This is a genomic window from Pediococcus pentosaceus ATCC 25745 (genome assembly GCF_000014505.1).
Lineage (GTDB): Bacteria > Bacillota > Bacilli > Lactobacillales > Lactobacillaceae > Pediococcus > Pediococcus pentosaceus.
In genome coordinates this window covers 406,376-424,896 of record NC_008525.1, presented here as the reverse complement: position 1 = coordinate 424,896, position 18,521 = coordinate 406,376, and the positions used below count along the sequence as shown (strand labels likewise).

General features: G+C 37.1%; 18 protein-coding genes. 8 read left to right on the top strand and 10 right to left on the bottom strand.

Translation table 11 applies throughout. The features are described from left to right. Window positions 1–94 precede the first annotated feature (94 nt). Window positions 95–946 (top strand): aldo/keto reductase, encoded by an 852-nt coding sequence (locus PEPE_RS01870; RefSeq protein WP_011673043.1) that lies wholly within the window; start codon window positions 95–97, stop codon window positions 944–946. A gap of 49 nt (window positions 947–995) precedes the next feature. Here PEPE_RS01870 and PEPE_RS01865 read toward each other — a convergent pair whose 3' ends face one another. Next, a complete protein-coding gene (locus PEPE_RS01865; RefSeq protein ID WP_002832817.1) occupies window positions 996–2,546 on the bottom strand; it encodes an ABC-F family ATP-binding cassette domain-containing protein in 1,551 nt (516 codons plus the stop codon). 118 nt (window positions 2,547–2,664) lie between these two features. Here PEPE_RS01865 and PEPE_RS01860 point away from each other — a divergent pair, with 118 nt between their 5' ends. Continuing rightward, window positions 2,665–3,039 carry a VOC family protein gene (locus PEPE_RS01860; RefSeq protein WP_011673042.1) on the top strand — a complete coding sequence of 125 codons (375 nt, stop codon included), beginning with the start codon at window positions 2,665–2,667 and terminating at the stop codon, window positions 3,037–3,039. Window positions 3,040–3,122: 83 nt separating this feature from the next. On the opposite strand, the gene map is transcribed toward PEPE_RS01860, so the two are convergent. The 4 genes from map to PEPE_RS01840 are packed head-to-tail and all read right to left on the bottom strand — an operon-like array spanning window position 3,123 to window position 5,897. Then, window positions 3,123–3,905 carry a type I methionyl aminopeptidase gene (gene map / locus PEPE_RS01855; protein ID WP_002832814.1) on the bottom strand — a complete coding sequence of 261 codons (783 nt, stop codon included), beginning with the start codon at window positions 3,903–3,905 and terminating at the stop codon, window positions 3,123–3,125. Between the two features lie 38 nt (window positions 3,906–3,943). Beyond that, window positions 3,944–4,804 carry a DegV family protein gene (locus tag PEPE_RS01850; RefSeq protein ID WP_011673041.1) on the bottom strand — a complete coding sequence of 287 codons (861 nt, stop codon included), beginning with the start codon at window positions 4,802–4,804 and terminating at the stop codon, window positions 3,944–3,946. Beyond that, entirely contained in the window at window positions 4,791–5,120 is a 330-nt protein-coding gene (trxA, locus tag PEPE_RS01845) for a thioredoxin (RefSeq protein WP_002832811.1), read from the bottom strand. Before trxA ends, PEPE_RS01850 begins: the two co-directional genes overlap by 14 nt. A 39-nt stretch (window positions 5,121–5,159) precedes the next feature. Beyond that, a complete protein-coding gene (locus tag PEPE_RS01840; protein WP_011673040.1) occupies window positions 5,160–5,897 on the bottom strand; it encodes a TerC family protein in 738 nt (245 codons plus the stop codon). A 111-nt stretch (window positions 5,898–6,008) separates the two neighbouring features. Here PEPE_RS01840 and PEPE_RS01835 point away from each other — a divergent pair, with 111 nt between their 5' ends. Continuing rightward, window positions 6,009–6,947, top strand: coding sequence for a magnesium transporter CorA family protein (locus tag PEPE_RS01835; protein ID WP_002832808.1), 939 nt, complete (start codon window positions 6,009–6,011; stop codon window positions 6,945–6,947). A 57-nt stretch (window positions 6,948–7,004) separates the two neighbouring features. Here the strand turns inward: PEPE_RS01835 and PEPE_RS01830 are convergent, their stop codons facing one another. The 3 genes from PEPE_RS01830 to PEPE_RS01820 are packed head-to-tail and all read right to left on the bottom strand — an operon-like array spanning window position 7,005 to window position 9,296. Further along, the gene (locus PEPE_RS01830) at window positions 7,005–7,766 is read right to left on the bottom strand and encodes a YibE/F family protein (RefSeq protein WP_011673039.1); all 762 of its coding nucleotides are present in this window, start codon (window positions 7,764–7,766) and stop codon (window positions 7,005–7,007) included. After that, on the bottom strand, window positions 7,759–8,865 hold the full coding sequence (locus PEPE_RS01825; RefSeq protein ID WP_011673038.1) for a YibE/F family protein: 1,107 nt from the start codon (window positions 8,863–8,865) through the stop codon (window positions 7,759–7,761). The genes PEPE_RS01830 and PEPE_RS01825 overlap by 8 nt, the downstream gene beginning before the upstream one ends. Then, a complete protein-coding gene (locus tag PEPE_RS01820; protein ID WP_002832805.1) occupies window positions 8,865–9,296 on the bottom strand; it encodes a GNAT family N-acetyltransferase in 432 nt (143 codons plus the stop codon). The genes PEPE_RS01825 and PEPE_RS01820 overlap by 1 nt, the downstream gene beginning before the upstream one ends. 205 nt (window positions 9,297–9,501) lie before the next feature. On the opposite strand from PEPE_RS01820, the gene PEPE_RS01815 reads away from it, so the two are divergent. Then, entirely contained in the window at window positions 9,502–11,658 is a 2,157-nt protein-coding gene (locus tag PEPE_RS01815; protein ID WP_002832804.1) for an LTA synthase family protein, read from the top strand. A gap of 53 nt (window positions 11,659–11,711) precedes the next feature. Here the strand turns inward: PEPE_RS01815 and PEPE_RS01810 are convergent, their stop codons facing one another. Beyond that, on the bottom strand, window positions 11,712–12,698 hold the full coding sequence (locus PEPE_RS01810; RefSeq protein ID WP_011673037.1) for an NAD(P)/FAD-dependent oxidoreductase: 987 nt from the start codon (window positions 12,696–12,698) through the stop codon (window positions 11,712–11,714). 160 nt (window positions 12,699–12,858) lie between these two features. On the opposite strand from PEPE_RS01810, the gene PEPE_RS01805 reads away from it, so the two are divergent. Continuing rightward, the gene (locus PEPE_RS01805; protein WP_011673036.1) at window positions 12,859–13,818 is read left to right on the top strand and encodes a nucleoside hydrolase; all 960 of its coding nucleotides are present in this window, start codon (window positions 12,859–12,861) and stop codon (window positions 13,816–13,818) included. 89 nt (window positions 13,819–13,907) lie between these two features. Continuing rightward, on the top strand, window positions 13,908–15,884 hold the full coding sequence (locus PEPE_RS01800) for a cation:proton antiporter (protein WP_011673035.1): 1,977 nt from the start codon (window positions 13,908–13,910) through the stop codon (window positions 15,882–15,884). A gap of 65 nt (window positions 15,885–15,949) precedes the next feature. Here the strand turns inward: PEPE_RS01800 and PEPE_RS01795 are convergent, their stop codons facing one another. Further along, a complete protein-coding gene (locus PEPE_RS01795) occupies window positions 15,950–16,882 on the bottom strand; it encodes an alpha/beta hydrolase (RefSeq protein ID WP_011673034.1) in 933 nt (310 codons plus the stop codon). A 302-nt stretch (window positions 16,883–17,184) separates the two neighbouring features. On the opposite strand from PEPE_RS01795, the gene PEPE_RS01790 reads away from it, so the two are divergent. Then, window positions 17,185–17,607, top strand: coding sequence for a helix-turn-helix domain-containing protein (locus PEPE_RS01790; RefSeq protein ID WP_002832799.1), 423 nt, complete (start codon window positions 17,185–17,187; stop codon window positions 17,605–17,607). After that, on the top strand, window positions 17,607–18,458 hold the full coding sequence (locus PEPE_RS01785; RefSeq protein ID WP_011673033.1) for a hypothetical protein: 852 nt from the start codon (window positions 17,607–17,609) through the stop codon (window positions 18,456–18,458). Before PEPE_RS01790 ends, PEPE_RS01785 begins: the two co-directional genes overlap by 1 nt. Window positions 18,459–18,521: the final 63 nt, after the last annotated feature.

The window sequence follows — 18,521 nt, the reverse complement described above, 5'->3', positions numbered from 1 at the left end:
ACTAACTAATTTTTAGTTAGTCCTTTTTACTAGCTTACCGCCTGTAAAAGCGCTATTATTAATATAGTTTATTGGTAATCAAGGAGGCTTTTTGATGAATAATTTAACAGATACTTATACCCTTAACAACGGAGTTAAAATCCCCGTAGTTGGTTTTGGAACTTGGCAATCTAAAGATGGTGATGAAGCTTATAATGCAGTTAAGGCTGCTTTAGAAGCGGGCTACCGTCATATTGATACAGCTGCAGCTTATGGAAACGAAGAAAGTGTTGGCAAAGCCATTAAAGATAGTGGAATTGATCGTAAAGAACTTTTCATCACGTCTAAACTATGGAATCGTGACCATGGCTACGAATCAGCTAAAAAAGCGTTAGACACTAGTTTAGCTAAATTAGGTACTGATTACCTCGACTTATACCTAATTCACTGGCCAAATCCAGTCCAATTCCGTGATGAATGGCAACAGCGCAACGCTGACTCATGGCGTGCGATGGAAGAAGCCCTCGATGCTGGTAAAGTACGTGCGATTGGTGTATCTAATTTCCGTGCTCATCATCTTGATGAACTTTTGAAAACTGCCAAAGTAACTCCAGCAGTCAACCAAATCTTCCTAAATCCTAGTGATACTGAAGATGAAGTTGTGGCCTACAATAAAGAACATGGTATTCTTTCGGAAGCATATAGTCCACTAGGAACTGGTAAGATTTTTACCATTCCAGAACTTAAAGATATCGCTGCTAAATACAATAAGAGTGTCGCTCAAGTCGTACTTCGTTGGTCACTACAACACGGCTTCTTACCTCTTCCTAAGTCAGTTCACGCTGACCGTATTAAACAAAACACCGAAATCTTTGATTTTGAACTTTCAGATGACGACATCAAGAAAATTGATGGTTTCCATGGTGTAGCTGGTCTAGCTCAGGATCCAGATGCCACAGACTTTTAAGCTATTGAGTATTAAAAAAGCAACCCCACGGGGTTGCTTTTTTGCTTGGTTATTCGCGATCTAGACGTAATTTTTCCACGTTGATTTCTTTATCAATCCATTGGGAATAGAAACTATCCTCATGGGATACAACGATCAAATTGCCTTTAAAGCGTTGTAACGCTTCACTTAAGGCCCGCTTCGTTTCATCATCCAAATGGTTTGTTGGTTCATCCATGATTAAGAAATTTGAATCAATCAACTCCATTAAAGCTAATTTAACCTTAGTTTGTTCTCCACCACTAAGCTGTTTCATCGGCTTCATAGTATCAGCAGCATTGATTCCACACTTAGCTAATTTAGTCCGAATGGTTTTAGGCAACATCTTAGGGTATTGGTTTTGAATGGTTTCTAATGGTGTCAATTTAGGATTATCCCATATTAATTCTTGGGTGAAGTAATTAACTTTGGCAGATGGTGAAAAATGGGCTTCTCCACCTAAAGCTGGAATTACTCCTAAGATACTCTTAATCAAGGTTGACTTACCCGCACCGTTAAACCCAGAGAAAGCTACTTTTTCGCCCGCCGACATTGAAAATGTCACTGGTTCAAGCAATTGCTTCTTGCCGTAACCTACCGCTAATTTATTCACAGCAACTGCATTTTGGGATCCAGTATCGAGATATGGAAAATCAAAATGACCCTTTAAGTTTTCACTAGGTGGATCGATTTTTTCCATCCGATTTAACATCTTCTCCCGTGATTTAGCCATCGTCGAACGTTGACCGGCTTTATTCTTACGAATGAAGTTTTCAGCTTTTTCAATCACTACTTGTTGTTTTTCAAACGCTTTTAATTGGGCTTCCTTACGCGCATCTTTTTGACGCATTGCTGATTGGAAGTCACCACGATACTTAGTAATTTTATTAAATGAAACATCACAAATACAGTTAGTAACCTTCTGCAAGAAATCGTAGTCATGGGAAATTACCATGAAGGCTCCTTCAAAGCCATTCAAGTAATCTGCCAACCAACTAATATGAGCAGTATCTAAATAGTTTGTCGGTTCATCCAAGATCAAAACGTCTGGATTTTGAAGAAGTAACTTAGCCAAAATAATCTTGGAACGTTGTCCACCACTCATTTCGCTTACGATATGATCTTTGCCGATATCGTCGAGACCCAAACCGGTCATTACTCGATTAATTTCCGTATCAATATCATAGAAATTATTGGCATCTAAATTTTCCTGAATTCTTCCAGCTTTTTCTAGCAACTTATCGTCTAAATTTTCAGCGTAATCTGCATAGTACTTCTCCATCAAATCACGTTGACGAAATAACTCTGCATATGCGGTCGTTAAAAATTCATACAACGTATCTTCCTTAGGAATGTCCGCATACTGGTCTAAGTAACCATACGTCACTTTATTTTGCCAAATAATACGACCTTTGTCTGGCAAGGTTTCCCCCGTTAAAATCTTGATTAACGTACTTTTACCAGCACCATTTTGTCCCACAATTCCCATGTGGTCTTCTTTATTTAACTCAAAATTTGCATCTTCGTAGAGCTCTTTGTCCGCAAAACCATGGCTCAAATGCTCAACTGATAATAAACTCATTTTTTCACCTTAACTTTTCTAAAATAACTAATAACCACCGTAGCATGAATTTATACAAATCGTCAATCCAATTTGCCTATGCTATACTTAATCTCGTTATTAGGAGGACTTACATACAATGAATATTCGTGAAATTGATCATATTACGCTAACTGTATCTGATATCGCTCGTAGCGAACGCTTTTATCATGAAGTTTTCGATATGCCGATTCTAATCGATGCTCCATTCGCGGGGGTTCGCGCTGGCAAACAACGAATTTACTTCGTTACTCCAGACCAACAACCCCAATTTGCTCCAGCTCAGGCTACTACTGGTAGCATTGCCCTTTCCGTTGTTGCTAAAAATCCAATGGAAGAAATTGTTAACCATCTCAAAAGTTATTTCATCGAAATTATCGACGATCCTAAAACTCGCCAAGGAACTCATGGCGATGTTCAATCACTCTTAATTAAAGATCCTGATGGTAATCTGATTGAAATCGCTAATTACTAAAATAATGATTAGGATGTAACCATTTTAGCATCAAAAACAAAAGGAAGTCTCGACTAAAAAAGTCAAGGCTTCCTTTTTTGCTTCTACAAATACTTAGCATCTTCAACAGGATCTTGAGATGTTAAAATCTTAGGACCGTCTGGTGTGATTACTAGTGTGTGTTCGTATTGACAAGAGAGACTACCATCCATTGTAGTAACAGTCCAACCATCTGGAGCGGAAGTATCACATTGCCATCCCCCAACATTAACCATGGGTTCAATTGTAATCGTCATACCATTCTTCAAGCGAGGACCATGTCCAGCTTCACCGTATCCTGGGACCATTGGATCTTCATGCATTGTAGGTTGGATACCATGTCCCACGAATTCACGAACATCGCCATAACCCATTTCATCTTCAACATATGATTGAATTGCATGACCAATATCACCAATTCGGTTGCCTTCTACAGCTTGGTCAATCCCAAGATATAAAGCCTTTTTAGTAACTTCCATTAATTTTTTAACTTCATCGCTAACTTCGCCAACAGCAAAAGCCCAGCATGAGTCAGACATGTAGCCATCCACACTAACAACTGTATCAACCTTAACTAAGTCGCCTTCTTTAAGGATTAAACCCTTACGTGGAAAGCCATGACAAACTTCATTATTAACACTTACACAGGTTGCATATTCGTAGCCTTCAAATCCCTTTTCTTCAGGAACAGCACCGTTTTTGTCTAAGTATTTTAATGCAAACTTTTCAATTTCCCAGCTTGAGATACCTGGTTTAATAATGTCACGAAGTCCGATATGCATACCAGCAAGTACTGCACCGGCCTTTCTCATTCCTTCAATTTCTCGTTCTGACTTTAATGTAATCATTCTATCCACCCGTTTCTTAATAACTAACGTCTATACTATCACAATTTTGGCGACCAAATTAGTCCAATCGCTTTACTACCAGTATAAGTACCTACATACGGACCAATCTGTTGTGACTCAACTTGCATTCCAGGGTATTTAGCCTTTAAAGTGCTTTGCCACTGCATACTACGATCTACATCATTGGCATCAATTACAGTTACTACTAAATTGGTATGGTCAACTAATTGTTTGTCAAAAATTTCTTCGATTGCTTCCATCGCATTCTTCATTTGCCGCTCTTTACCAACCATCTCTAAACGCCCTTGGTGATTAATAGTTAGAATGGGGCGCATTCCAAAAAATGAGCCTACTAACGAGGTTCGGTTAGAAATATTTCCCATATTCTGAAGTTCTTTAATGTTATTTACTGCAATATAAGCTTGAGTCTGTCGACGATATTTACGCATTTGATGTAAAACTTCGTGGATATCTACTCCATTATCTAGAAGATGAGATGCTAGAATGGCAACTTTTTCTACACCAGCTAAAATAGAACCCGAATCATAAGGGTAAACCTGGAGATCCTTAATCGCTGGAACCGATGCTGATACACTATTGATAAAACCACTCAAGCCTCCCGATAAACCAATGCACAAGGCTGCTTCATAACCTGCTTGAGCTAAGTTACTAAAGACTTCCTGCATTTCTTTCATTGGAATTTGAGAAGCTGTAGGATGATACTTTTCAAGCTTAAGCATTCGGTAAAATTCATCTGAATCAATGTCCATATTTTCATGATAAACATGTTTACCAAACATAACCGGTTGATTAACGATCGTAAAATGATACTTACGCACGATTTCCGGAGCTATATTGGCTGAACTATCAATCACAATCGCTGTTTTACTTTGGTTCATTTTCTGATATCTTCTTTTCTAAGTATTTGGCTAATTTTGCTTCAGGATAATACCCCGTCACTTTTTCAATGGCTTTTCCATCTTTAAACAAAACCAATGCTGGAATGCTCATAATTTTAAAAGATTCTGCTACTGCTTGATTGTTATCCACATTCATTTTGGCAAACTGGATTTGATCTCCATAAGTTTTTTCCAAACTCTCTAAGGCTGGTTCCATCATTTTACAAGGACCACACCAAGGAGCCCAAAAGTCCACAATGGTTAGTCCAGATTGTGTCACGTCAGTTAAGTTATCTTGATTAATTGTAACGGCCATTTCTGTCTCCTTTTTACTAACTTGTTACCATAAATTATATCATTGTTTTTTTGCCGGTCTTTTGGCGTAGTGAATTCCAATTGTAATTAAAAAGGCTAAGATCACAATTCCCGCAAAAACAATAGATGGAATTTCAATATCAATCATTGGAATGGACAATAAAAGTTTTAACGCAATGATTCCAATTAATACGTATGCCATCGTTTCTAATTCCGGAATTTTTTGCATCATTTTCATGATTACTTCAGCAATGCCCCGCATGGCTAAAATCCCAATCAGACCACCAATTAAAACAATTACCGGATTAGATGAAATTGCTAAGGAAGCCAAGACTGAATCGACGGAGAAAACAATATCCATAAATTCAATTTGGATTACCACCCGCCAGAACACGGAAAGTCGCCCTTCTTTTTTAACTAGTTTTCGCGTCTTACGTCCTCTTTTTTGCTTGTCAAAGAACCTAAATACCAAGTAGGCTAAATATAAAGCTCCAATTACCTTTATTTCCCACAAGTCAATTAAAAAGGTACCGATTCCGATAACGATAAATCTGAAAATATAGGCGCCCCATAAACCATAAAATAGGGATTTTTCACGTTCTTTTTTATCTTCTAAAACTTGTGTTTGAGTTGCTAAAACCACTGCATTGTCGACCGACAAGATACATTCAATCATTACCAATGAAAAAATTACTAACCAGTCGGAACTGGAGGACAACACATTTTCCCAATTATTAATATCGAAAAAGGGTCCATATAGGTTTGTTAATATATTCAATAAATTCTTTCTCCTTTTTTCTTCTAAACACTTTATTTTAATCGATTTAGTATATTTTTTCATCCCATTGGGGTTAAACTAATAATATTAAATACAGTGAGGATTATTACTATGCTAAAAGTTACTAAAAAATCTGACGACTTTTCTTGGATTCAAGTTTCCAATCCTAGCACGCTTGAACTTCAAACTTTAGTCAAAACTTACCATGCTACATCGGAAGCTTTGAGCTATGCTATTGATAAAAATGAACGAGCACGGGCCGAAATTGATGAACCCAATAACATTTTTTTGATCATTTTTCATGCACTCAGTGCTAATTTAAAAGAAGGCGTTCAAACCGAGCCCGCGGCGTTCATGTTTCTACCAAAGGCGCTGGTGGTTTTTACGCATGATTCAACTCACTATGTGAATAAACTTTTAGATCGCAATGTTAAAACACTAATACGCAAAAATAGTGATCCTAATTTTGAATTTAATAACTCGTTTATGGTCAACGCCGTTTTCAATACGATCTATGAACTAACGATTCGCTTTAATGACGCTGTTTCACGAATTAATTTTGACCGTCAAGAAATTCAAAATAAATTTAAAACTCGTTTAAATCACAATGGAATTCAAAGTATGCTACAGTTGGAGACTAGTTTGATTTATTTATTAACATCTTTGAAATCAAATACTTCATTATTAAATAGTATGCTTCGTATGCCAAACTTAAAATTAACTAAGGGACAACGTACGCGCCTAGAAGAAATTGTGATTGAGTCTGAACAAAGTCAAGAAATGGCTCAGCTCTCATCTGATATCATCGAACAAGTCTCCAAATCCTACTCTGACATCTTGGATAATAACTTAAATAACACGATGAAATTTCTAACCATCTTATCTATTATTTTAGCTGTCCCCAACATTGTCTTCGGATTTTATGGACAAAATGTTAGCCTACCAATGGCCAATACGCCTTGGAGCTGGACACTGACCATTCTAATTTCGTTTGCTTTAATTTTGATTGTCTATCTCATCGCCAACTGGAGCAATTTTTTCAAAAAATAACGTTAATAAAAAGAACTGTTAACTACTGTCTCAGGCTTTCACCAGCCTGATTCGTCGTTACAGTTCTTTTTGTTTGCGTTGCCGCAATTGCATTACCCACGCTGTCAATGGCACCGTGCTAATTACTCCAATAAATCCAATTAGAATCATTGAAAGTTCCGCAGCAAAAATTTTGTTATTAATAAACTCACTAAAACTGTATTTTAACTTAACATACCAAATGAATAATCCTAGAAAACTACCAAAGAAGCCAAAAAACAAGGTATTTAAAGCTGTTCCAATGATTTCTTTACCAATTTCATATCCATGTACAAACAATTTACTGTAGTCTAGGTCTGGAGTAGTCTCAATTAATTCTTGTAACCCAGCCGACACAGCAATTGCCGCCTCAGCTACCGCTCCAAGCGAGCTAACCATCATTGTCGCTAACATCACATCACTGAATTTAATACCAATTAAAAGTGACATCCCCTCTAAATCTTCATTATTTTCATTGGCAAATCCATGAACTAACAAATGGGGTTGCAACAATAAAATTAACCCGATTAGGACCATCAAAACTAGGACAGAACTGTAGAAAGCATTTTGGGTAATTTGATCATCATCACTGCCCATAAAAATGGTGGTTGCAAGGATAATCAAGCCACTAATACTTGTTATTACTAGCGCCGGAAATCCCCATGCAATTAATGCAATATTTAGGAATAATATGGCAAAATTGAAGATAATACTTAAAAAGGCCCGGACTCCCGTTGCACCGCCCACAATAATCATTAACAGGGCTAAAATTAGCATCAATATTAAAGTTGCGCTATGCATGTTGCACCGCCCCCTTCTTAAAGAAAATGCCAACCAGCCAGCTAGCAATAGGAACGGTTAATACAATCCCAATTCCACTAATTAAGCTTTGTACAAATCCCAGTTGCATGTTCATTTCAAACGAGTAGCCCCAACCGTTTCCATTTCTAAGATATAGAGCCATCATTGAAAATGTATCTGCCATAAATATCATGAATAAAACGTTAAGGAGAGGACCCATAATTGTTTTCCCGATATTTCGGCCAGAAATCCAGAGCTGTTTCATTGAAATTAGCGGATTTTCTTTTCGTAACTTGGCAAGACTAACAATAATGTCAGTTGATTCATCCATTACCGCTCCCAATGAGCCTAGTACTGTTTCAGCTAGAAATAAAGGTTCGGGATTTTGTGTTACGTACTCCATCGTTTCAAAATGAAGTCCCCCATTATTGGTAAGTCTAAAGACTAATAAACTAATAGCGACTGCGATGAAAGTTCCTAACATCGTCGTTGTAAAGCTTACCCACATTTTTTTGTTCCAACCTAAAACTAATACTAACGTTACCGCACAAAAAACGGCCGCGATTCCGCTAAAAATCCAAAAAACTCCTGAGCCCTCTTGCTGAACATCGATTTCCACTGCAATGAAAAATAAAATGGTGTTTAAAATCAAGCTTAAGAGCGCCCTTAATCCGGTCGACTTCATCATTATTAATAAGCCGATTACCATCACAATTAAGATGGTCAAAGGCACGTCGCGTTTCAAATCTGTAATTGTAGCTGTCTTAATCTGATGGTGGTGTCGGGTTAAATGTAATAAGACCGTTTGGCCTTTACGGTATTTTAAATCCGTCGCCTGCGACTTAGTATATTCATTATTAACCGTGATAATTCGATTACGCTCTTTACCATTTAAAATTTTCACTTTAAGCTGTTGTCGGACACTGTAATCTTGATTTTTAAAATTATCAATTTGGACAGTTTTACTAATTTTTTTAACACTTTCAATACGTCCAACCGGTGTTTGATATAAAAAAGCATCATTTTTAACAAAGAAGACCGCTGCAAGCCCCATTAGCACAATACTTAGTACCAAGATTACTTTTTTATTCCAATACATTAAATCGCCTTTTCCATCCAATAATGTACAATGCCCGCTTCCATTTCTGGACCACTAACGCGCTCGTAATTCATCGCAAAGTAAAATGGTTCCGCACTCTCTTGAGCATGTAATTTAATTTTTTTAATGTTCATTTTAACTGCTTGGGCTTCAATAAATTCAAACAAATCACGCGCTAACCCATGACGTCGATATCCAGTTTTAGTTGCCACTCTTTGTACAACCCAAGTATCATCATCGACGCGTCGTGCTCGCGCCGTCACAATCGGTTTAGCTTCGTCGTAGCCCACAAAGTAAGTAAAGAAATCTTCATTTTCGTCAAATTCAAGAGCCGGATCAATGCCCTGTTCTTCAATAAACACTTTTTTACGAATTTCTAACGCATCCATATAAACTGGTCCAGTAGCACCTCTAACCATTTTAGCTTCCATACTAGTTCGCCTCCGAAACTATCTTTTAATAATATATCTATCATATTAACCCAGATAACTTATTAATGGCTGCTTAATTCAGAAGAATTATTAAAATTTTATTTTATTCATCCCCCTTACCCAATAGTTAACCAAATCATTTAAAAAAATATGGTAAAATTGCATTTATGCATTAATCTTGTTCTATTTGAAAGGTCTTTAAAAAATGAAATCTTTAAAATCAAAAATTGATACTAGATTCGGATTCTTTATCCTTATTACTATTTTATTTTGGGCGAAGACTCTGTTTGCATATCTAGCTGATATTTCACTAGGTGTAGGTAGTATCTTTCAATGGATAATTCTTTTAATTAATCCAGTTGCTACAACCGTCCTCATCTTTGGACTTGCATTATATATTCGACCGAAAAAAATTTTTTATTGGGTAGCGATGTTGTTGGATGTCGCCAATACCGTCATGCTCTATCTCAATGTCATCTACTTTAGAGAATTTTCTGACTTTATGACCGTTAATACTATGTTGGGCTATTCCAAGGTTAATCAAGGCTTAAGTGCTAGCTCAATGTCCTTAACTAATGTTCATGATATTTTCTACTGGTTAGATATCATCGTTATTTTCTTATTACTCGTTCTGAAGAAAATAAAAATGGACCCCCATCCTTTACCTAAAAAGTTTGGGTTTCAAATCACCTCACTGGGCTTTTTATTTTTTGCATTTAATCTAATGCTCGCGGAAATGGATCGCCCGCAGTTAATTACCAGAACTTTTGATCGTTCTTATATTGTTAAATACATGGGGCTCGATGCCTTTACTGCTTATGATGGTGTCCAACTTGAACGTAACCATAAAATGCGTTCTGAAGCTAAGAAAAGCGAATTAACTTCAATTGAAAAATATGTTAAGCATCATTATGCCAAACCGTCGAATGTTACTTTTGCCAAGGCTAAGGGAAAAAATGTTATTATCATTCACCTAGAAAGTTTTCAACAATTCTTAATCGATGATAAAGTGGAAGGCCAAACAGTAACACCATTCCTAAACAGCATTTACCACAGTAAATCAACTTACTCATTTAGTAACTTTTTCCATCAAGTTGGTCAAGGTAAAACTAGTGATGCTGAAAATATGCTTGAAACTGGCACGTTTGGGACAGCTCAAGGTTCACTGTTCGCCCAGTTAGGATCTGATCAAACCTTCCAAGCTGCTCCAGCAATTTTAAAACAACATGGAAACTACACTTCTGCGGTTTTCCACGGTAATACTGCTTCATTTTGGAATCGTAATAGCACTTATAAAAATATGGGTTATGAGAACTTCTTCTCTGCCAGTGATTTTGATGTTTCTGGGGATAAATCTACTACCTATGGTCTAAAAGATAAGCTTCTCTTCAAAGATTCAATTAAGTACCTTCAACACTTACAGCAGCCGTTTTATGCTAAATACATCACTGTAAGTAACCACATCCCATACACTTTAGATGATGAGGATAGTACTTTTAAAACGCCTAGTACTGGCGATAAAACTGTAGACAACTACTTCAAAACTGCTAATTACTTAGATCAATCTGTTGAAGAATTCTTTAATTTCTTAAAGAAATCCGGTTTGTATGATGATTCGATGATTGTTTTATACGGTGATCATTATGGAATTTCCAATTCCTCTAATACAGCACTAGCTAAAACTTTTGAACAAGATCCGGATCATTTTAAAGAATTCGGCTCTAATCCAACTGAAAATTGGAATAATTGGGATAATTCACAGCTCCAACGAGTCCCATTAATGATTCACATTCCAGGTATGAAAGATGGTGGCATTCAATCCCAATATGGTGGTGAAATTGATGTTCTACCAACGATCTTGCATTTATTAGGAATCTCAACCAAAAACTATATCCAATTTGGTACTGACCTGTTGTCTAAGCAACATGACCAAGTGGTTGCTTTTAGAAATAACGATTATGTAACACCAACCTATAGTTCTATCGGTGGTAAACTTTATGACAGTTCCGGCAATGAGATTACCGATCCTAACACCACTTTTAAAAAGAAAGTTGAAAAAGATCGTAAAGCTGCTAAAGAACAATTAGCGATGTCAGATTCGTTAAATGAAAAGAATCTCCTCCGTTTCTATAAGAATCCGGACTTTAAAAAGGTTAATTCAGCTAACTACAATTATTCGGATGGTTTAACGAAAGCCATCAAGCTAGAAGATAAATTAGGCTTAAAATCGACTTCTATGTTCTCCAAGAATCAAGATAAATCACTTGAAGATTTGTACAAAACTAATGCTCCTGAAGCAAACCACAAATCAACTAGTGAAAACCGAATTAAAATTACAAATCCAGATGCCAACGGCAGTTAACAAAAATGCAGTGAACTTAGTTTTTAAGTTCACTGCATTTTTATATATTCAGATTATTTTTCAAACATGGATGTACTATGAACAGGTCCACGTTTGCCTGGATATAAGTCGTTCATAATTTGATTTACCGCAATCGGGCCTTCACCAAAGGCGGTTGCAATTAGTCTTAACTTTCCAGGATACTCTACCCCATCACCAATCGCATAAATATTTTTCATATTTGTATGCATCAGGCTATCGACGGCAAACATACGATGTTCTTGGGTCAAATCGATTTCCCATCCTTTGATAATTTTATTACTAGAGGTAAATCCGTAGTTAACAATTAGTTTATCAAAATGGGTAGCTTTTAAGGCTTCGGTACCAATTTCTTTCAAATCGACATCGATTCCTTCGACAGCCTCGCGAACACCATTAATTAAATACGGTGTCATCACTTTAACCGTCGATTCTTGGAGGTGTTGTACATTCCGTTCCATCCCCCTAAATTGCTGCCGACGATGCACCAAACTGATACTTTTAGCAATTGGTTCCAGCATGAGCGCAATATCAATGGCCGAGTCACCGCCACCTGCCACTAAAATATCCTGATTTTCAAAATGTTCAACATCGGGCATATGATAGTAGATTTTTTTATCTTCTAAATGGTCCAACCCTTCCACAGCTAACTTTCGCGGATTAAATGCTCCATTACCAGTTGCTAAAAGAATTGCTCGGGTATCGTATTCATTCCGATTAGTTTTAACATGGTAAAAATCAGCTTGAGCTTGAATATCAACAACGGTTTCGTTAAGACGAATTTCAGTTCCGACCAAGCGCGTTTGTTTTTCAAGTTCTTTAGCCAAATTAGCTGCTTTTATTCCAGCATAACCACCGACATCGTAAATCATTTTTTCTGGATAAAGTGCAGCAACTTGTCCACCAGCTTGTGGAAGGCTTTCAATAATTTGTGTTTTGGCAGTGCGCATTCCAGCATAAAATCCAGCAAATAAACCGGCTGGACCCCCACCAATAATCGTAATATCATACATTTCCGTCATTGCCTGTGCTCCCTTATTAAATCAATTTCATTTTTATAATCCACCAAATATATTACCAGCTTCTTCAATAAAAAAGAATGCTTGGGATTGTCTTTTAAGCTTTGTTTACGTATGATTAAAGTAAGTTTAATACATAAATTGTTTATTCGGAGGGGTTCTTTTGGCAACTAAAAAAATGATCTTAGATCTAGATACTGGTATTGATGATGCTATGGCCATTGCATATGCTTTGGCAGCACCTGACGTTGATTTGATTGGTATTGTTTCGACATACGGGAATGTGTTAACCCCTGACGCTGGTACTAATAGCTTGAAAATTCTTGAATTACTAGGCCGAACGGATATTCCGGTCTTTCTTGGTGAGGAACACTCACAAACTACCGAAAGCTTTGAAGTTATGCCTATTAGTGCTCAAATTCATGGAAAAAATGGTATTGGTGAAGTTGAACTACCCGCTCCATCTCGGGCAATTGAAACACAGCCCGGGGTTGATTTTATTATCGAAGCTGCTCACAAATACAACTCCGATTTAATTCTAGTGCCAACCGGTCCCCTAACAAATCTTGCACTTGCCTTAAAGAAAGATCCAGAAGTCGCCGATTTAATTGGCAACGTAACTATTATGGGTGGTGCTCTTACTGTCCCTGGAAATGTTAGTCCAGTTGCAGAAGCTAACATCAACCAAGACCCTCACGCTGCTAATGACGTATTTACTAGCCACGTTAACTTAACCATGGTTGGTCTAGATGTCACTTTAAGAACGTTACTAACAAAAAAAGAAACACAACTTTGGCGCGACCTAGATACTACTGCTGGTAGTAAATTTGCTGATATCGTCGATTACTATATCGACGTTTACAAAATTACCAGTCCTCATCTTGGCGGTTGCGCCTTGCATGATCCTTTGGCGGTAGGAATTGCCCTTGATGCTTCATTTTCCAAAACTATGGATTTAAACATGTTCGTTGATACAACTGACGAAATGTGGGGTCGTACCATTGGTGATCCCGGCCGTTTAAACGAAGAAAATCCCAACGTTTCCGTAGCTTTGAATGTCGATGCAGACTTTTATCTCAAGCGCTTTATGGATTATCTCACTAAATTATTTGCTAAAAATTAATATCCTCTATACCAAAGCCACAAAAATCGATTTTTTTGTGGCTTTTTGGTACGCTTGGTTTAGAGAAACCAAAAAAGGAGTCGTTGTGCATGTCCATTGTATTTTTCGTTTTGATTTTAATCATCGCCACCGTTTTTTCAAACGCATTAGATACTAAAATCAAATTTTTACCACGGGCTATTATTCAAATTATGATGGGGTTAGCACTTTCTTTCATCCCCAATTTTAATCATTTCAATCTTAACCCTGAAGTTTTCATGCTAGCAATTATTGCGCCGCTTATGTTTTACGACGGGATGAACACTAACATTGTCAAACTTAAACGTACTCTGAGTAATACCTTTTCTCTAGCCATTGGACTAGCCGTTGTCACGATTATTCTAGTTGGTTACTTAGGATATGCTTTATTACCTCATATTCCGATTGCCCTTGCCTTTGCTTTAGCCGCTATTATTACCCCTACCGATGCGGTTGCAGTGTCATCCGTGACCGAAAATCTAGATCTTCCTAATGAGGCCATGCTGAGTCTCAAAAATGAGTCTTTGTTTAACGATGCAAGTGGAATCGTAATGTTTGATTTAGCTTTAACTGCCTTTCATACGGGACATTTTTCTCCGGTTCTAAGTATTTTTAATTACCTATATGTCTTCTTTGGTGGCTTAATTGTCGGCTGGATTGTCGGTTGGCTTTTTGTTCGCTTACAATTACTCTTAATTGAAACCGATATTGATAACCCCAACATTATTGTCCCCATCAACTTCATTAAGCCTTTTGCTATCTACCTTCTGGCTGAAATGTTTGATACTTCCGGAATTTTGGCTGTGGTAGCAGCTGGATTGATTCAAAGTACTCAAGCTCAATCCCTGCGTCTTACTTCAACCAAAACTCAAATGGTGTCTAAAACCACCTACGAAATTTTTACTAACTTAATGAACGGTTTCGTTTTTATTCTTCTAGGAGTTTCATTTCCAACCGTCATCTACGATATTACCAATGAAGGCCGCCAGGTTTCTTCGCTAGGTTATCTCATTTTGGTTGGTATCATTTTGTACATCGTCATGATTATCATTCGCTACCTATGGGTTACTTTAAAACTAGCCAACATCCGTATCCGGCCAGCCGATAAAGTACTTAATCATTTTTTAATTGCTATTAATGGTATTCATGGGACTATTACCCTATCGATGGCCTTTTCTATTCCAATTGTATTACATGGTAAGATTTTTCCATTTCGCAATGATATTATTTTCATCGCGGCAACCGTCATCATTCTCAGCTTACTCGTGCCAAGTATTATCTTACCGTTGATGTTACCAGCCAAATCTTATTCCTACAGTTTAGAAGATATTAGCACCTACCGCCAAAAAATGATTGAATACGCCATTAAACGCGTCCATGATGCCGATGAAGATCCAGTCGAAACGCAGGCGGTGATTGCTACTTTAAGAAGCCAACAGTCTATCTTACAACGTCCTAAACGAAACGCTACTTACAAAATTTTACAGAAATGTTTTAATTTAGAAGAGAAACTACTTCAAGAGATGGTGGATAATGGTGAAATTAGCGTTAAACAACAAACTTTTTACGAAAGAATGTCATTGTTCCAAAGTTTCCAACTCCATCAATCGTTTATCCAGCACTTCATGTATCGAGCACGTTTTTACTTTATTAAATTAAGCCATCGTTTCAAACGACGCATTAAACGGGTAGATCCTTTGGTGGTTACCAAAAAATTCAATAATGCTCGAGACGAATTAGCTCAAGTAGAAAATGAAATATCGCCTCAGATTTTTGCTTATCTCAAAGAACATCTAAACGCAGACAATCGAGCAGAAATCCACTGGATTGAAGAGTACTATCGTGAACGCCATCGTCGTTTTCAAAATAACACTCGTGCTAACGAAATTCAGGAAGAACTTTTTATTAACGCCTTCCAAAATGAATATAACTTTATTCAAGAACAATTAGGAAAGAAAAATATTTCTCGTGAACTGGCCAGTTTGCTATATGAACAGGTCTCCAATGACGAGTGGGTTTATATGCAAAATGATAGTATTTACGCATAAAAAACTATGATAACAAGTCACCTTGCACTGCTTAGTGTCAGAGACAACCTGCTACCATAGTTTTTTTAATCCATATATTTATCTAAAAATTTTTCAACTGTTTGTTTATATTTTTTATAGTCAGTATTCATTGCTTCAGCATGTTTAGCACCTTTGACCACATACTTTTCCTTTGGTCCTTTGGTTGCATTGTAGAGGGGCTCTAGCATTGAAGTAGGAACGAAGGTATCGTTAGAACCATGAATAAACAACATTGGTTTTTTATTCTTAGCCAATTGCTTTAAGGCGCTGGCTTCAGAATAGTCGTAACCTGCACGAATTTTAGAAATCAAACTAACTGTTGGAACTAGCGGATACTTTGGTAAATGATACATTGATTTAGCTTGATATGTAATTTCATCATCAACGCTAGTATAACCACAATCTTCGACGTAAGCTTTAACTTGCTTAGGTACATCAGCTTCTCCACTAACCATCATAGTCGTAGCGCCTCCCATGCTAACCCCGTACATGACGATTTGCTGATTTTTACCCTTGGTCTTCAAAAGTTTGTTCATCCACTTAATGTAATCGCGTCGGTCGGTCCAACCGTAACCGATTAGTTTACCTTCGCTTTCTCCATGAGCACGGTCATCTGGAGCTAATACATTGTACCCTAGTTCATGAAACATAGCTGCCGGAGCACCTTCAGCTTCTTTACTTTGTAAAAATCCATGTGCCATTACTACCGTCTTATTAGTCTGATGTTCAGCCGGGATATAATAAGCTTTTAACTTCAAATTTCCGGTTGCCGAAGTCATTGTCCATTGCTCTTTTTTTACGTTTTGATACCATTCTTTTTGTTTTCTTAATGGATCATTCTTAAGTGTTTTTTCACTTGAAATAAAACTTTTGGGTCCCCGTACTTCAGCTACGTGGAAGAAATACATTCCTGCTCCAATATCAATAACCAATAATACTCCGATTATTATTAACAACCATTTCCATAATTTCTTCATCGTACTTTCCTCCTAGAACTAACTTATTTAGTATATACGGTTTATCAAATTTGTGGATAACAAATTCTCCTTAACGTTTAAAAAATAGTTTAATTTCATAATAAATTTATCAGCCGTTAGGTTTGATTTTTATTTTTAGTACGCGTCTTTATTAGTTTTATTTCTTACAAAAAGGTTGTATCAACCCATCATAATTTCCGGGCGCCAAATCAATCCTCGTTTGTGACACTTACTTTAATTTGTCGCATTCCCCCATTCTGTATTAAAATGAGTATAGACAGATTGTCACAGGAGGATAGCACATGTTTCCAGAACGCTTACGTGCTTTAAGGCACGGAAAACACATTACTTTAGAAGTTCTTGCCAAGGGCTTGAACGAACTTTTTCCAGATGAAACTCCCAATACATCCAGCCAGATTGGAAATTGGGAACGTGGTATTCGAACTCCCTCATACTTGGAAGTAAAAAAACTTGCAGAATATTTCGATGTTAGTATGGATTACCTTTGTGGTCGTGCTGCCTTGAATGAATATGATTTAAGTAAATTATTCCTATCAGGTCGCCAATTGAGCTTTGATCATAAGGTCCTTAGTAGCGACGATCGCTATGAAATTTTCCAATTAATGGATGGTTATTTCCATGGTAAAAAACGTCGTACGCTAAGCCCTTCCGGTGAACAAGAAGAACTCGCTTTGAATTGGAATAAAACAAAGGACGAATCTTAATGAATCCTAAAAAATTAAAAAAACTAAAACGTCAATTAAAAAAGGAACGCCCCGTTTCAACAACTAACAACTATATTACTCGCCTTGAGCGCTATCGTGAGCTTTTTAAACAAAATAGCACGATTACCTTTTTAATTAATCAGATCCTTGAAAGTAATCGTCTGATTCAACAAAAGCTCTTACCTCAGCAATTACCGGTACTAGAATTACCCGAAGATATTCAAGATCAAATTTTTAATCAAATTAAGGATCAATATCCCCTAGGTGATCCTAGAGGTGACCAATTGTGGGAAAAATTGACAGCTGAGCTCCCTAAATTGGACAAACTTTTGCGCTCCTATCGCGACTACCTTGAAGAAACCTACGGTATGTGGGCGTATATTTCAGCCCCGTTCATTAGCGATTTAGCTCATTATTTGGCTGATAGACCTACTCTAGAAGTTATGGCTGGTAATGGTTACATCAGTCATGGATTACGCTTAAAACAGCAAAACGTTTATGCCACAGATTCATTAGACTGGGTTCAAGAAAATGAAACAGGTAAACATCTCGTCACCGAAGTTGAAAAACTGGATGCTATATCAGCAATTGAAAAATATGGTAATCAAGTTGATTTTGTAATCATGTCCTGGTCTCCAGATGGAGTTCCAATCGATGTTCAAATTCTCGAAAAGCTACGCTCGCTAACTAAGCAGCCTACCTTAATTTGCATTGGCGAACCTAATGGCGCCACCAATAGTGCTGATTTTTGGAAAACCGCTAAATTAATTGAACCTGAAAATACCCAGCAACTTAACCAACATTATCAACCATTTGATTTAATTCACGACCAACTTTACTTAATTAAATAGACAAAAAAAGAGGATGGACAAAATTAATTGTCCATCCTCTTTTACCGGTCATTAACTAAGTTA

What these genes read in the sequence shown, in the direction of transcription:
- PEPE_RS01870 (WP_011673043.1), top strand. Translation starts at nt 95, where the DNA reads ATGAATAATTTAACAGATACTTATACCCTTAACAACGGAGTTAAAATC.
- PEPE_RS01865 (WP_002832817.1), bottom strand. Translation starts at nt 2,546, where the DNA reads ATGAGTTTATTATCAGTTGAGCATTTGAGCCATGGTTTTGCGGACAAA.
- PEPE_RS01860 (WP_011673042.1), top strand. Translation starts at nt 2,665, where the DNA reads ATGAATATTCGTGAAATTGATCATATTACGCTAACTGTATCTGATATC.
- map (WP_002832814.1), bottom strand. Translation starts at nt 3,905, where the DNA reads ATGATTACATTAAAGTCAGAACGAGAAATTGAAGGAATGAGAAAGGCC.
- PEPE_RS01850 (WP_011673041.1), bottom strand. Translation starts at nt 4,804, where the DNA reads ATGAACCAAAGTAAAACAGCGATTGTGATTGATAGTTCAGCCAATATA.
- trxA (WP_002832811.1), bottom strand. Translation starts at nt 5,120, where the DNA reads ATGGCCGTTACAATTAATCAAGATAACTTAACTGACGTGACACAATCT.
- PEPE_RS01835 (WP_002832808.1), top strand. Translation starts at nt 6,009, where the DNA reads ATGCTAAAAGTTACTAAAAAATCTGACGACTTTTCTTGGATTCAAGTT.
- PEPE_RS01830 (WP_011673039.1), bottom strand. Translation starts at nt 7,766, where the DNA reads ATGCATAGCGCAACTTTAATATTGATGCTAATTTTAGCCCTGTTAATG.
- PEPE_RS01825 (WP_011673038.1), bottom strand. Translation starts at nt 8,865, where the DNA reads ATGTATTGGAATAAAAAAGTAATCTTGGTACTAAGTATTGTGCTAATG.
- PEPE_RS01820 (WP_002832805.1), bottom strand. Translation starts at nt 9,296, where the DNA reads ATGGAAGCTAAAATGGTTAGAGGTGCTACTGGACCAGTTTATATGGAT.
- PEPE_RS01815 (WP_002832804.1), top strand. Translation starts at nt 9,502, where the DNA reads ATGAAATCTTTAAAATCAAAAATTGATACTAGATTCGGATTCTTTATC.
- PEPE_RS01810 (WP_011673037.1), bottom strand. Translation starts at nt 12,698, where the DNA reads ATGACGGAAATGTATGATATTACGATTATTGGTGGGGGTCCAGCCGGT.
- PEPE_RS01800 (WP_011673035.1), top strand. Translation starts at nt 13,908, where the DNA reads ATGTCCATTGTATTTTTCGTTTTGATTTTAATCATCGCCACCGTTTTT.
- PEPE_RS01795 (WP_011673034.1), bottom strand. Translation starts at nt 16,882, where the DNA reads ATGAAGAAATTATGGAAATGGTTGTTAATAATAATCGGAGTATTATTG.
- PEPE_RS01790 (WP_002832799.1), top strand. Translation starts at nt 17,185, where the DNA reads ATGTTTCCAGAACGCTTACGTGCTTTAAGGCACGGAAAACACATTACT.
- PEPE_RS01785 (WP_011673033.1), top strand. Translation starts at nt 17,607, where the DNA reads ATGAATCCTAAAAAATTAAAAAAACTAAAACGTCAATTAAAAAAGGAA.